Annotated in this window: 11 protein-coding genes; 3 read left to right on the top strand and 8 right to left on the bottom strand. The window is 71.0% G+C overall.

Annotated elements, in window-relative coordinates:
• Positions 1-341: 341 nt before the first annotated feature.
• From ACQPXB_RS00905 to cutA, 5 genes are all read right to left on the bottom strand, one after another.
• Complete coding sequence (locus tag ACQPXB_RS00905) at positions 342-1484, bottom strand: GAF domain-containing sensor histidine kinase (RefSeq protein ID WP_366577102.1); 1143 nt, start codon at positions 1482-1484, stop codon at positions 342-344.
• Between the two features lie 53 nt (positions 1485-1537).
• Entirely contained in the window at positions 1538-5302 is a 3765-nt protein-coding gene (gene cydC / locus ACQPXB_RS00900; RefSeq protein ID WP_432857208.1) for a thiol reductant ABC exporter subunit CydC, read from the bottom strand.
• Between the two features lie 44 nt (positions 5303-5346).
• On the bottom strand, positions 5347-6357 hold the full coding sequence (gene cydB / locus ACQPXB_RS00895; protein WP_366577100.1) for a cytochrome d ubiquinol oxidase subunit II: 1011 nt from the start codon (positions 6355-6357) through the stop codon (positions 5347-5349).
• A 141-nt stretch (positions 6358-6498) separates the two neighbouring features.
• On the bottom strand, positions 6499-7995 hold the full coding sequence (locus tag ACQPXB_RS00890; RefSeq protein WP_432849120.1) for a cytochrome ubiquinol oxidase subunit I: 1497 nt from the start codon (positions 7993-7995) through the stop codon (positions 6499-6501).
• A gap of 138 nt (positions 7996-8133) precedes the next feature.
• Positions 8134-8454 (bottom strand): divalent-cation tolerance protein CutA, encoded by a 321-nt coding sequence (gene cutA / locus ACQPXB_RS00885; protein ID WP_366577097.1) that lies wholly within the window; start codon positions 8452-8454, stop codon positions 8134-8136.
• Positions 8455-8627: 173 nt separating this feature from the next.
• On the opposite strand from cutA, the gene ACQPXB_RS00880 reads away from it, so the two are divergent.
• Positions 8628-9227, top strand: a complete 600-nt coding sequence (locus ACQPXB_RS00880; RefSeq protein WP_432849119.1) for a TMEM165/GDT1 family protein — start codon at positions 8628-8630, stop codon at positions 9225-9227.
• Positions 9228-9355: 128 nt separating this feature from the next.
• Positions 9356-10015: a DUF998 domain-containing protein gene (locus ACQPXB_RS00875; RefSeq protein WP_432849118.1), complete on the top strand. Its 660-nt coding sequence runs from the start codon at positions 9356-9358 to the stop codon at positions 10013-10015.
• Here the strand turns inward: ACQPXB_RS00875 and ACQPXB_RS00870 are convergent.
• From ACQPXB_RS00870 to ACQPXB_RS00860, 3 genes are all read right to left on the bottom strand, one after another.
• Complete coding sequence (locus ACQPXB_RS00870) at positions 10012-10392, bottom strand: DUF6188 family protein (protein WP_366577091.1); 381 nt, start codon at positions 10390-10392, stop codon at positions 10012-10014. The two genes, ACQPXB_RS00875 and ACQPXB_RS00870, sit on opposite strands and share 4 nt — an antisense overlap.
• Before the next feature lie 78 nt (positions 10393-10470).
• On the bottom strand, positions 10471-11109 hold the full coding sequence (locus tag ACQPXB_RS00865) for an IclR family transcriptional regulator (protein WP_366577090.1): 639 nt from the start codon (positions 11107-11109) through the stop codon (positions 10471-10473).
• Positions 11106-11960 carry a hypothetical protein gene (locus tag ACQPXB_RS00860; RefSeq protein WP_366577885.1) on the bottom strand — a complete coding sequence of 285 codons (855 nt, stop codon included), beginning with the start codon at positions 11958-11960 and terminating at the stop codon, positions 11106-11108. Before ACQPXB_RS00860 ends, ACQPXB_RS00865 begins: the two co-directional genes overlap by 4 nt.
• Positions 11961-12045: 85 nt before the next feature.
• On the opposite strand from ACQPXB_RS00860, the gene ACQPXB_RS00855 reads away from it, so the two are divergent.
• Positions 12046-13221 (top strand): homogentisate 1,2-dioxygenase, encoded by a 1176-nt coding sequence (locus tag ACQPXB_RS00855; RefSeq protein ID WP_432849117.1) that lies wholly within the window; start codon positions 12046-12048, stop codon positions 13219-13221.
• Positions 13222-14043 lie beyond the last annotated feature (822 nt).

The raw sequence follows: 14043 nt of genomic DNA, 5'->3' as shown, positions 1-14043 counted from the left end.
ATTTTCGAGTGATCGCCCGGTACCGCCGCTCGGAAAGCGCTTAGGCCGTTAGGAGGTTTCTCGCGCGCGTGAGCTCACGGTCGGCCACGGGGGATTCGGCAAGGACCTTTCGGATTCACCCCATCGTGAGTCGAATGGGTGTTCGATTTCCCGGTAGACTCGCCACCAGGTGAAAGCGAGCCGCGACTCGCGGTGCTGGGGTGTTGGTCGATGTCGTACGGGAAGTCGCACGCTGCGCGTACACGCGTTGCGTGCCCGTCGGAGAGGAAGGAGCGGCTCACATGACGCGTGAAGGCTGAAGCCGGATCAGCGCGCTGTGGGTGATGGTCGCGAACGTGCGACTAGTCCAGAGGGAGATCGAAGGCGACGAGTGTGCCGAGGCTCGGTGAGGAGTTGATGAAGAACTTCCCGCCGGCGGCGTCGGCGCGTTCGGCGAGGTGACGCAGGCCCCGGGTGGCGACGCCTTGGGGTACACCGGATCCGTTGTCGCGCACGCGGAGTTTCACGCCGTCGCGGTCGCGGGTCAGGGACACGCGTGTCTCGCTCGCGCCGGAGTGGCGGACCACATTGGACAGTGCTTCGCGCAGTGCCGCGCGGATGTGGTCGGCGCGTTCGGCGGGGATGTCGGCGAACTCGCCGGAGAGCTCGAGGGTCGGCGGGTAGCCGAGGAGCTCGCCGGCGATGCGGACTTCGCCGCGGGCTGACTCGGCGAGGTCGGTCGGCGTGCCGGTGTCGTGGCGTGGTTCCGGTGAGCGCAGGGCTCGCACGGTGCCTCGGATTTCCTCGATGGTCTGGTCGAGCTGGTCGATGGCGTCGGACAACCGCGCGCCGTCGGCTTGGGCGAAGCGCTTGCGCATGTTGCGGCGCACGCGGTCGAGCTGCATGCCGGCGCCGTAGAGGCGCTGCACGATCACGTCGTGCAGTTCGCGGGCGATGCGTTCGCGCTCTTGGTAGAGCGTCACGCGGTGGCGGGCGTTGGCGCCCTCGGCGAGCGCGAGCACGACGCCCGCCTGCGCGGCGAACGCCACGAGCATCTCGACGGTCCCCGCGGAGAACGGCTCGCGGCCCTGCAGGCGGTAGACCGTGAGCGCGCCGAGGACCCGCCCGCCGGAGCCGAACGGCGCGGCGGCGAAGGGGCCGAAGCCGCGGAGTTCGTCGGGCACGAAGGGGGCGGTGCGCGGGTCGACGACGAAGTTGTCGCTGACCACCGGCTCGCCACCGCGCGCGACGCGGCCGGCAGCGGAGTGGGCGGGCAAGGTCAGGCCCTGCAGCGCGCGGTCGGCACCACTGAGGTCGACGGCGGCCTCGACCACGACGTGCCCGTCGTCGGCGCTGACCATGGCCAGCCCGAGGTCGGCGTCGGCCAGCTCGGCGGCGCGGATCACGACGGTGTCCAGCACGGCCTCCGGGTCGTCGCCGGACAACGCGGTGCTGGTGATCTCGGTGGCAGCGGACAACGCCCGCGCGGCAAGTGTCGGGTCCATGAGCAACACCGACCCTAGCGTGTGCTTGCGGCCTGGACCCGGAATCGTGACCGTCACCAATCACCCCTCGCGGCCGGTACCGCTTGCCGTTCGAGTACCTGGCCGCCGCGGACCTCCAGCACGACGTCGGCGTCGAGCTGCTCGTCGAGGCTGTGGGTGACGTGCACGACCGTGCGGCCGGCGAGCTCGGTACGCAGCGTGGCGCGCAGGGCGCGAGCGGTCCGTTCGTCGAGGTGCGCGGTGGGCTCGTCGAGCAGCACGAGGCCGGCCGTCGGCGCGGCCAGCAACGCCCGTGCCAGTGCGACGCGCTGGGCTTGACCACCGGAAAGCCCGCTGCCGGCGCTGTCGAGAACGGTCGCCGCGTCGAGCTCCGGCAGCTGCGCGAGGTCGAGTACCCGGCGGACGTCGTCGTCGGTCGCCCGGGGATCCGCGAGGCGCAGGTTCTCCGCCACGCTCGTCGACACCAGCATCGCCTCCTGCGGTGCCCACGCCACCCGCTCGGGCACCGCGACCTCCCCCGCGCGCGGCTCCAGGAACCCCAGCAACGCCGCCACCAGCGTCGACTTCCCCGCTCCGCTCGGGCCCACGACGGCGACGTAGGTTCCGGGCTCGATGTCGAGCGTGACGTCGGTGAGCACGGTCTCGCCGCCGGGCCAGCCGAGGTCGGCGCCACGAAGCCGCACGGCGCTCGGTGCCGGTTCGGCCGGATCGTTGAGGTCCGCGCTCGGCGTCGGCTCAGGCTGCGCAGCGTCGAGGTCACCCAGGCGAACCCGGGCCGCGCGCAGCGTGTCCCAGTGCATAGCCGCTGGTGGCAGCAACGAGAGAACCTCGGCAAGAGCCAACGGAACCAGCGCCAGCAACGGCGCCATGACCCCTGCCAACTGGCCGGACGCGACAGCCGGTGCAGCGAGAAGCGTGCTCCCCACGGCGGCGGCCCCGGTGGCCAGGACGATCAGGGCATCCGCCGCACCGGCACCGAACGCTTGACGGCGGGTGGCGGCGGTCAGCTGAGCATCGGTCGCGAGCAGCGAACGACGACGCGACGCCGCCGTGCCGTAAGCAATCAGCTCCGCCGCCGACGCGAAGAGCACGAGAACCCGCGCAGCGACGTCACGGCGCCCGGCGGCAAGGGCAGCCGTCGCGTGCCGCTCGGTCAGAAGGGCAAGCCGGGGCGCCGCGAGACTGACCACCACGGCGGCGGCAAGAAGCAGGCCGGCCGACGGAAGCACAACCGTCTGCACCGCAATCGCGCCCGCCGCAACAAGCCCGGCGACAACCGGCGGCGACACCACCCGCGGCAGCAGGTCGCGGACGGTGTCGACATCGGTGACCAGCCGACGCTGCCCCTCGCCGGCCGCCAACGCCCGCGCCGGACCGAGGCGGACCAGCGAATCCCACAGCCGAACCCGCAGCCGCCCAGCGATGCGGAACGCGGCGTCGTGCGTGACGAGACGTTCGGCGTAACGCAGCCCCGCACGCCCGAGCCCGAACGCGCGCACACCCACCACCGCGACGGTCAACGTCAGGATCGGCGGCTGCAACGACGCCTTCGCGATCAGCCATCCCGACGTCGCCGTCAGCGCAACGCCCGCCAACAGCGCCACCGCACCCAGCACGGCTCCGGAAAACAGCCGCCGGTCAAGCAAAAACCGCCACGGCAACGCCCGCCCGGCCCGCGTGGTGTCGGCAGAAGCATTGCCGGACAACGGCTTCTCGTCGGCCACCACCACCGCCGCCGACCGCTCGTGCGCCGCGATGACCGCCGCCGCCCCACCCGCCACGGCCCGCTCGACGGCGCCCATCACCCGCCGGGCGTTGACCTCGTCGAGGTGGGCCGTCGGCTCGTCGAGCAACAGCAGCCACGCCCCCGCCCGCACCCTCACCAACGCCCGCGCGACCGCCACCCGCTGCCGCTGCCCCAGCGACAACTGCCCGACGGGCCGCTCCCCCAACCCCGACAACCCCAGCTCCGCCAGCACCTCCTCGACCACATCACCCTCGCCGGCGCCAGCGCCAACGGCGCCAGAGCCAACCGGGGTCACTCCGAAACCACCCGCCACCCGCAGCGCCGAGCCAACCGCCCCCGAGCCGACAACGGGACCACCCGCAGGCGAATCCGCGACGACCGAGCCCGAGCCGAGCGCGGAGCCGTCGCCAGCCGAGCCGACGCCCTCGGCGTCCGACGAGACGCCCGCGGACGAGTCGGAGACGTCGAAAGCCCCCACCGGGCGAAGCACCGCGCCGACTGCTCCCGAGCCCAAAACGGAGTCACCCGCAGGCAGGTCGAAGACAGCCGAGTCGGGCCCGATCACGTCGGTCGCATCGACACCATCGGAGCCGGCCGAGGCCAGGTCGGAAACACCGGCCGCAGAGCCAGCCGCGTCCGAGCCACCAGTGCCGACTGCGGCCGACCCACTCTCGGGCGAGTCGGAATGAATCGAGTAAGGACCGTCCACGTCGGCGCCTTCGGCGGCGACCGGCGCCGAGCCGAGAGCCGAGCCCGCGACGGAGCCGGCGGCAACCGTGCCCGTCACCTCCTCGCGGACGGTCCCGCCGCTGAACACCGGTGACTGCGGCACCCACGCCACGTCCGCGCGCCAGAGGTTGATGTCCACCGAGGCCAGGGGGACGTCGCCGAGGGTGATGGTGCCGTCGGGGGTGGGGAGGAAGCCGAGGAGGGCGGAGAGGGTGGTGGATTTGCCGCCGCCGCTGGGGGCGCGCAGCCAGGTCGTTTGGCCGCGGCGGGCGGAGAACGAGGCGCCGTCGGGGGCGAAGCCGCCGCGGCGGGCGATGCTTAGGTTGGACACAGTGAGTTGTCCACGGGGCGGGACGCGGGTGCCGAAGTGCGGGGCCGGTTCGGCGAGGACGTCGGTGACGCGGCGGACCGCCTCGACGCCGTCTTCGCTGGCGTGGAAGGCCGCGCCCACCGCGCGCAGCGGCTGGTAGCACTCGGGGACCAGGATCAGGACGCCGAGCCCGATGGCCAGGGGCAGCGAGCCCGACACCAGCCGCACGCCGATCACGACGGCGACCAGGGCCACGGACAAAGTGGCGACCAATTCGAGCACGAAAGCCGAAGAGAACGCGACCCGCAAAGTCTTCAACGTCGCGCGGCGGTGGCGGTCCGATACACGCGCCACCGTGGCCCCCTGCGCGTCCGCGCGGCGGAACGCCGTGAGCACCGGCAGAGCGCGCACCAGCTCCAGCAACAACCCCGACATGCGGTGCACGGCGTCCGTCGCGCCGGCCACGCGGTCGGCCGTGAACTTGCCGACCAGCACCGCGAAAAGCGGCAGCAACGGCACCGTCACCAGCACGATCACCGCCGACGGCCAATCCATCCACAGGATCGCCGCGCCCGCCGCGAGGGGGACCACCGCGGCCGTCACCAGGGCGGGCAGGTATTCGCGGAAGTACGCGTCGAGCGCGTCCAAGCCGCGGGTGACCAGCTCCGTCAACGAGCCGTCGCCGCGGCGGGCCAGCCACTCCGGGCCGAGCCGCAGGCTGTGGGAGACGACGCGAGCGCGCAGGTCCTGCTGGGCCGTCGCCGCGGCGCGCGCGGAGACCACCCGCACCGCCCAGCCGGTGAGCGCCCGGCCCGCGACGAGCGCGAACAGAGCGGCCAGCTGGGCGGTGCGGCCCCCGATCCCAGTGGAGACGATGGAAGCCAGCACGTCGGCCAGAAGAAACGCCTGTGCCACAAGGAAAACCGCGTTGACGAACGAGAGCGCCGCCACGAGGAGCAGCGCCCGGCGCGCGGCCGGCCCGAGAGCCGAGAGCGCGCCGAGCGGCCCCTTGCCCGGCCGCACCTGGTCCACTGTGGACCTCGGGGCGGAAAGGGTGGTGCGGCCGGGAAGCGTGATCACGGTGCGTGCACCGCCGGGATGTGCTGAACGCCGATGCGCTTGCGGAAAACCCAGTAGGTCCAACCTTGGTAGATGAGCACGGCCGGCGCACCGAACGCGGCGACCCAGGTGATCACCTTCAGCGCGTACGGGCTAGCGGCGGCCTGCGCAATCGTCAGCGAATTCGCCGGATCACCCGTCGACGGCAGCACGTTCGGGTACAGCGCCCCGAACATCGTCACGGCGGCGGCCGCGATCACCACGCCCAGCGCGGCGAACGCCTGCCCGTCGCGGTCCGCGCGCAGCCGCAGCCACGCGACGATTGCGGCAACCACGCTGACCACAAGCGCGACCAACGTCCACGCCTGCCCCGCGCGCACCTGCACGACGATGAGGAACGCGACCATCGGCAGCAACGCCACCGGCAGCAGCCGCAACGCCAGCACCCGCGCCCGCTCGCGCAGCGAGCCCGACGTCTTCAGCGCCAGGAACGCCGCCCCGTGCACCAGCGAGAACCCGACCACGGCGAGCGCGCCCAGCAGCGTGTCCCACCGCACCGCCTCGAACGGCGAGCCGACGCGGTTGCCGGCGGCGTCGAGCGGCAGGCCGAGCACGGTCGTCGCGAGCAGCAGCCCGACGCCCAGCGGCGGGATCCACGAGCCGACCATGATCGCGCGGTCCCACGTGCGCCGCCAGCGCTCGGAGTCGACCTTGCCGCGGTACTCGAACGCGACCCCGCGCCCGATCAGCGCCAGGAGCACGAGCAGCAACGGCAGGTAGGCGCCCGAGAACAGCGTCGCGTACCAGTCGGGGAACGCCGCGAACGTGGCGCCTGCCGCGACGATCAGCCACACCTCGTTGCCGTCCCACACCGGCCCGATGGTGTTGACCATGACGCGCCGCTCGGTGTTGTCGCGCCCGAGCACGGGCAGCAGCATCCCGACGCCGAAGTCGAAGCCCTCGAGGAACAGGTACCCGAGCCAGAACAGCGCGATGATCCCGAACCACACCAGCTGCAGTGTCGTCATGACTCATCCCCAAGATCGCCCTGAGTTATCCACAACCCATCGAGTTGTCCACAGATCAGCTGTGGGTAACTCTCGTGGGTGACCGACCCACCACGCTGGGTCGAACCCACCGAACAACCCGACGAAGCACCCACCGGAGGCTCAGTAAGCGAACGACAACGTGTCATCCGAACCCGCCTCCCCACCGTGTGCCGGCGGCGGCAGAACCCCTTCGATCCCACCCCGCACGTACTTGCGCATCAGGAACAGCTCCACCACGCCCAACCCCAGGTAGAGCACCGTGAGCGAGATCAGCGACGTCCACACCTCACCGACCGTCAGCTGCGACACCGCCTGCGCGGTGAACATCCACATGCCCTCGACGCCCGTCGGGTTCGGCGCGACCACGAACGGCTGACGCCCCATCTCCGTGAAGATCCAGCCGGCGCTGTTGCCGATGAACGGCGTCGCGATGCCCGCGACCAGCAGCAACGGGAACCAGCGCCCGCCCGGGATCCGGCCGCGGCGCGTGAGCCACAGGGCCAGCAGGCCGATCCCCGCCCCGATCGCGCCGAAGCCGATCATGGCCCGGAATCCCCAGTAGGTCACCGGCAGGTTGGGCACGTAGTCGATCGGCTTGCCCGCCAGCGGCCCCAGGTCGGGGTCGTTCGGGTAGTTGGTGCCGTACTTCGCCTGGTACTGGCCGATCAGGTTTTCCACACCCGGCACCTCGGTGGAAAAGTCGTTGTGCGCGAGGAACGACAGCAGCGCCGGCACGGTGAACGTCTTCACGTCCTCGCAGTTGGCCCCCGCGACGTCGCCGATCGCCAGGATCGAGAAGCTCGCCGGCTTCTCCGTGTGGCACAACGCTTCCGCCGACGCCATCTTCATCGGCTGCTGCTGGAACATCAGCTTGCCCTGCGTGTCACCCGTGATGGCCAGCACCGCGAACGCGGCGATCCCGACCCAGGCACCGAGCCGCAGCGACGCGCGCCAGACGTCGCGGTGCACGCCGGCGTCCGAGTCCGAAGCCGAACGCCGCCGCCACAGGTGCCAGCCCGCCACCCCGACGAGGAACGCCGCCGCCACCGAGAACGACCCGGCCAGCGTGTGCGGGATGGCCGCCAGCGCCGTGTTGTTGGCCAGCACCGCGAAGATCGAGTTCATCGTCGGCTTGCCGTTCACGAACTCCACACCCACCGGGTGCTGCATCCACGAGTTCGCGGCCAGGATGAAGTAGGCCGAGGCCATCGTCGCCAGCGCGAACGCCCACGCGCACGCCAGGTGCACACGTTTCGGCAGCCGGTCCCAGCCGAAGATCCACAGGCCGAGGAAGGTCGACTCCACGAAGAACGCGACGAGCCCCTCCATCGCCAGCGGCGCGCCGAACACGTCGCCGACGAAGCGGGAGTAGGCGCTCCAGGTCATCCCGAACTGGAACTCCTGCACGATCCCGGTCACCACGCCCATGGCGAAGTTGACCAAGAGGAGCTTCCCCCAGAACTTGGTCATCTTGAAGTAGCGCTCATTGCCCGTACGCACCCAGGCGGTCTGCATCCCCGCGACGAGCACCGAAAGTCCGATGGTCAGCGGGACCATCAAGAAGTGGTACACGGTGGTGATGCCGAACTGCCACCGCGCGAGCTCAAGGACATCCACGTACCCGAGCTAACTCCGCCGGCGCGGCGCCAACCAGTTCAACACGTCCCGAAAAACGAGGGACCAACGTCCTGAACCCGGGAAACGCCCACGTCAGGCGTCCCGAGCCCATCCGTCCATTGTGTACCCGAAAGGGATCTACCGGGTCTGCTCCACCACCCACGACAGGTACCGCGGGCTCCCGCCGACGATCGGCGTCGCCACGATCTCGGGCAGGGCGTACGTGTGGCGCACGTTCAGGAACTCCTCCAGCGCGCCCGCGCGGTCGGCCGCCGTCTTGCACTCGACGCGCCACTCGGAGTCGGTGCGCACCTTGCCCTCCCAGCGGTACACGCTCGTGATCGGCCCCACAATCTGGGCGCAGGCGGCGAGCCGCGCCTCGACGGCGCTCGTGGCGATGTTCCGAGCGGTCGCTTCTTGGTCGACAGTGGTGGACACAACCACGTGGTCAGCAGGCATGACCCGCACCGTACCGCATCCGCAAAACAGAATTCGGCGCACCGAAAACTATATTCAGGGAACCCGGCGAATGCTATTCAACAAACCTCATGGGGCAATTCGCAAACCCGATCAACTTGCCGCGTTCTGAACACCTCCTTTATCGTTGAAGTGAAAGGGGTGTCCACCAGCTCATGTCTCCCGCACTCATCGCTCTCATCAGCGCGTTCGGCCTGGTCCTGGCAGTGGAACTGCCCGACAAGACCCTGGTCGCAACACTGGTGCTGACCACGCGTTTCCGCGCGTGGCCGGTATTCGCCGGGGTGTGCGTGGCATTCGCTATCCAGTGTGTTATAGCCGTCGCGTTCGGCAGCGTACTCACCCTTCTTCCGGAAACCGCGGTTTCCCTGGTCGTGGCCGCGATGTTCGGTATCGGCGCCTTCATGCTCCTGCGCGAAGGATTCAGCGAAGCCGACGAAGCGGCCGACGACGCCGCACGCCTCGGCGCGGCGCCGAAGTCCTTCCTGCGCTCCGCGCTGACGTCGTTCGGCGTGCTCTTCGCCGCCGAGTGGGGCGACGCGTCGCAGCTGGCGACGGCAGGGCTCGTCGCGCGGCTCGGCAACCCGTTCGCGGTCGGGCTCGGCGCGTTCGTGGCGCTGGTCTCCGTCGCGGGGCTCGCGGTGTTCATCGGCGCGAAGATCCGCAGCCGCATCCGGCCGAAGCTCATCCAGTGCACGGCGGGGTTCCTGTTCGCCGGATTCGCCGCGTTCGCGCTGGTCCAGCTCGCCTTCTGAGCGAGTTGACCACAGAGACTTCACAGGAACACCGGGTAGCCTCTTCGAATCCAGTGGATGAGGGCAAGGTGAACCCGCGATGACGCGGGAAGCCTTGCCCTTCGCCATGACCACCGAGGAGTGCCCCCATGCCGAAGGCCGCGCCCGCCGCCGTGTCCCCCGTGCACGGCCGGCTCGCGCTGGCCGGCATGGCGCTCGCGGTGGCCATCGCGGCTGACCTGCACCTGCGGCTGTCGGCGCAGGTCAGCCCGGTGTGGCAGACGCTCTCGGAGTACGTCTACGGCCACCTCGGCAGCCGCTCGGCCGCGCCGCTGTTCAGCGCGATGTGCCTGGCGCTGGCGCTCGGTTCCGTCGCGCTGCTGGCCGGGCTGGTGAAGGCCCGCCGCTCGCCCGCGGTCGTCGTGCTGCTCGGCGTGTGGTGCGCGGGCCTCACGATCTGCGCGACCGTCCCCGTCGACCCCGACGGCCAGGCCCGCACGTTCGACGGCCAGCTCCACAACGCCGCCGCCATCACCGCGTTCCTCGCCCTGCCGGCCGCCGCTTGGCTGCTCACACGCCGCGGCACGCCGAAGTGCCCGTGGGAACCGCGCCGGACCGCCATCCGCGGCCTGGCCGTCGCGAGCCTGGCGAGCGTGCTGATCGTGCTCGGCGGGTTCGTCTTCGAGCTGATCACCGGCCCCGCGCAGCAGGAAGTGACGCTGGGGTTGTTCGAGCGGCTGCTGTTCTGCGTCGACCTGGCGCTGCTGCTCACCATGGTGCGACCGCTGCTGGCGGCCGCGCGCCGCTAGGCGTCCGGGCCCACCAGGATCGGCTCGACGCCGTGGCCGGTGAGCCACCACGACTCGTACTGCCGGTCCGGCCCCACGCGCAGCTCGGCGCCGCCGTCGAAGACCACCGTCAGCGTGCCCTGTTCGGGCACCGCCACCTCGGTGACACGTTGCCCGAACAGCGCCAGTACCGGCGCCAGGGCCGCGCCGCTGCCGGGCTCCAGCTCGTGGCTCACGCCCTCGACGTCACGCAGCACGAACGACGTCTCGAGCACCAGCTCGGCGTCCACCCGCGGCTCGTCGGCCGGGTCCGGCTGATCGACCAGCGCGAGGCGCACCTGGTAGTCGAACGACGTCCGGCGCACCTCGCAACCGACGAGCTCACTCGGAACGTTCACCTGGGCACCTCCGCGACGGCTCCTCGGCAAGCCGTCCCCTTTGTTCCACGAGACCATATTCCAGCACGCCACGCCGCACTACGCGTCGGTTCTGAGCACCTCGGTCAGCTTTCCGGCCGCCGCGATGACCTGGGGACCGACCGCGGCCGCGTCCAACGGCTCCAGCGACACCACGCCGACGCTCGCCCGCAGCCCCGGCACCCCGCGCACCGGCGCGGCCACACCGGACGCACCGGCCTCCAGCTCGCCCGTGGACGCGACCCAGCCGTCGCCCCCGGGCCGCAGCGCCATCGCCCGGCCCGCCGCGCCCGCGCTCAGCGGATGACGGCTGCCCACGCGGTACGCGACGTGGTAGCTCGTCCACGACGGCTCCACCACCGCCACGGCCTGCGCCTGATCGCCCTGCGCCACGGTGAGGTGCGCCGTGGCGCCGACCTTCTCCGCCAGCTCTCGCAGGACCGGCCGCGCCGCTTCGCGCAGCTGCGGCAGCACCTGCCCGGCCAGCCGGAGCAGGCCGACGCCGAGGCGCACCTTCGTGCCGTCGCGCCAGATCAGGCCGCGCTCCGACAACGGCACCAGCAGCCGGTAGACGGCCGCGCGGCTCGCGCCGATCGTCACGGCCAGCTCGGAGATGGTCGCCGCCTCCTCGCCCGCGTCGGCCACCGCCTGCAGCAGCGCCAGGCCGCGGTCGAGGGTCAGCGACCCCTCCCTGCTCACAGCAGCTCGAGCTCACCCAGGTCGGCCACCGGCTCGGCGAACGACGCCGCCGCGTACGACGCGAAGAGCTCCCGCACGGCCTTCGCGGCCGGCTCCGACAACGCGCGGGCCTCGTCGGCCAGCGCCTTGCCGTCGGTGGACTCCAGCGCCTCGCGGACGTCGCCGCCCGAGAGGCAGCGGGCCGACGCGACGATCAGGTTCAGGAAACCGTGGTGCGTGAAGCCCGTCTCCGCATCGGTGTGGCGGACGGCGCGGTGCAGGCTGTTGGTGGCCTTGAACGACGCGCCGGGCGCGCCGCTGACCACCGACATGAAGTCGGCGACCTCGTCGACGCTGGGGAAGTTCTCCCCCGCCGGGCCGCCGCAGCGGATCTTCGGCCAGCTGCCGTGCTCGATCACTTTGCGCACGCCGTCGAGCCAGCCGACTCCGCGGCGCGGCTCGACCACGCGGATCACGTCCTCGGGCACGAACTCCGAGACGCGCTCCAGCCACACCTCGTCGACGTCCGACGGCGCCGGCATCTCGACCATCCGCAGCGACAGCAGCTCGCTGCGCGACTCGACGATCGAGATGGCCTTGGGCACGCCGCCGAGCCCGGTGTCGATGATCAGTGACAGGGGCAGCGGCTCCTTCGGCTTGATCTTGATCAACTCGGTGATCAGCTCCGGCAGCCGCGAGGCCTGGCAGAGAAAAACACCCAGTACACCGGCGTGTTCACCCGCCCGCGACTCGTAGTGCGCTCGCAGCGCTTCGGGCATGGCCGCGTCCGCGGGCGGAAAGAGCGCCGAGTCGTCGACGAGCCGCGCGAACAGGGGAGGAATTCCACGGGGGCCGGGGGGCGTGAGTTCCACAGCGCTTGACACGAATGACACGCTAGTAGCGTACGACAACAGGACAAAATCGTTCGTTCTGCGGACACTTCCGGAGGAGTCAGCCATGCCCTTCTACCGGCGAGTAGGCGAGGTCCCCCACAAGCGGCACACCGCCTTCCGCAAGCCCGACGGCGGCCTCTACGCCGAGGAGCTGATGGGCGTCGAGGGCTTCTCCGCCGACTCGGCGCTGCTGTACCACCGCGGCCTGCCGACGGCGATCGTCGACGCCGTGGCCGTGCCCGACGACCGCGGCACCCTCGTGCCCAACCACCCGCTGAAGCCGCGGCACTTCAAGACGCCGGAACTGAAGTTCGGCGCCTCCGCCGACGCCGTGACCGACCGGCGCCGCCTGTTCGGCAACGCCGACGTGACCATCGGCTTCGTCGTCGCCACCACTCCTTCGCCCCTGTACCGCAACGCGGCGGGCGACGAGCTGCTCTACGTCCAGGGCGGTTCGGCTGTCTTCGAGACGATCTACGGCACGCTGGAGGCCTCGGACGGCGACTACGTGGTGATCCCGACGTCGTGCACCTACCGCGTCGTGCCGCAGGGCGAGGTGCGCCTGTACGTGCTGGAGGCGCGCGGGCACATCGGCCCGCCGAAGCGGTACCTGTCGGCGAAGGGGCAGTTCCTGGAGCACTCGCCGTACTGCGAGCGTGACCTCCGGGGACCGGTCGAGCCGCTGCTGGTGGACGGTTCCGATGTCGACGTGCTCGTGCGCCACCGCGCCGGCCTGACCCGCTACACCTACGCGACCCACCCGTTCGACGTCGTCGGCTGGGACGGCTGCCTGTACCCCTGGGCGTTCAACATCGACGACTTCGAGCCCATCACCGGCCGCGTGCACCAGCCACCGCCCGTGCACCAGACGTTCGAGGGGCCGAACTTCGTCGTGTGCTCGTTCTGCCCCCGCAAGGTCGACTACCACGAGGACTCGATCCCCGTGCCGTACAACCACGCGAACGTCGACTCCGACGAGCTCATGTTCTACGTCCGCGGCAACTACGAAGCCCGCCGCGGCTCGGGCATCGCCATCGGCTCCCTGTCCCTGCACCCGTCGGGCTTCACCCACGGCCCCCAGCCGGGCGCCGCGGAGGCGTCCATCGGCGCGGAGTTCTTCGACGAGACAGCGGTGATGGTGGACACCTTCGCGCCCCTGGAACTCGGGGAGGCGGCTTCGGCATCGGAGGATCCGGGCTACGCGTGGTCGTGGTCGGGGAGGGGTCCGACGGGATCCTGAAACCGGACGGTGCCGATCCAGGCGTGGCCGGGCAGGCCGGCTCGTGAGCCGGTGATCCAGAGCTTCCTGGAGGCAGCGATGTCGAGGGCCGCGGCGAGGAAACTCCGCGGAGCCGGAAGGCGGCCGTGGTGCTGTCCGGCCGGACAGCACGGCTCTCGACGGTCAGCCGGTCGTGGGTGACCGCGATCGCCGGTTCGGCCACGAGCTCCAGCTCGGTCCACTCCGCGGCTCGGGAGGGCCGTAGGCACAGGACCACGGCGAGTGCGGTCGACAGGACTGTGAGCGCCGCCAGAACGACCGTCAACGGGGAGCACAACCGGTCTCCCTGCTGAAAAATGAGCCACGCTGACACGTAGAGCGCCGAGAGGAGCGCCACCGCAGCGATTTCGACCCACTCCCGGCGCTTGCGCAGCGCTCGGAGGGGCTCGGCGTCAGGTGTCGTCGTGGGCTGGGCCGGAGCCACTTCGCGGCTACCGCCGGGCGACTCGGCGCGAATCCGCGCCGGGACGAGGCCGGCTTCGGCGGTCAGCACCGCGGCGCGGTCGCCGTCACGGAGCAGCCACAGCCGTCGGCGCCGTGCGAGCACCTCCGCCGCGTACCGCGAGGCCCTGAACCGCACCCAGCGCCCGTCGGCCAGCTGCACACCGATCACCCGTCCGGCCACGACGGCGCGGACTTCGGCCTGCTCGAAGGCCTTGCCCAGCAACGGCTTCACCCGCTGCTGTCGAACCACGGCCAGCCCGCGCACCACCGCGCTCCCGACGAAGACGTAGCCGAGCAGCACCGCCTCGGCGACCGTCATCGTCGCGCCGGCCACGAACC

The sequence above is a fragment of the Amycolatopsis sp. CA-161197 genome (genome assembly GCF_050942255.1).
Lineage (GTDB): Bacteria > Actinomycetota > Actinomycetes > Mycobacteriales > Pseudonocardiaceae > Amycolatopsis.
Note: the sequence above shows the minus strand (reverse complement) of the source record. Positions and strands in the feature narration are given on the sequence as shown.

Coding starts and splice junctions, on each gene's coding strand:
- ACQPXB_RS00855 (WP_432849117.1), top strand. CDS start 12,046: ATGCCCTTCTACCGGCGAGTAGGCGAGGTCCCCCACAAGCGGCACACC.
- ACQPXB_RS00880 (WP_432849119.1), top strand. CDS start 8,628: ATGTCTCCCGCACTCATCGCTCTCATCAGCGCGTTCGGCCTGGTCCTG.
- ACQPXB_RS00905 (WP_366577102.1), bottom strand. CDS start 1,484: ATGGACCCGACACTTGCCGCGCGGGCGTTGTCCGCTGCCACCGAGATC.
- cydB (WP_366577100.1), bottom strand. CDS start 6,357: ATGACGACACTGCAGCTGGTGTGGTTCGGGATCATCGCGCTGTTCTGG.
- cutA (WP_366577097.1), bottom strand. CDS start 8,454: ATGCCTGCTGACCACGTGGTTGTGTCCACCACTGTCGACCAAGAAGCG.
- ACQPXB_RS00875 (WP_432849118.1), top strand. CDS start 9,356: ATGCCGAAGGCCGCGCCCGCCGCCGTGTCCCCCGTGCACGGCCGGCTC.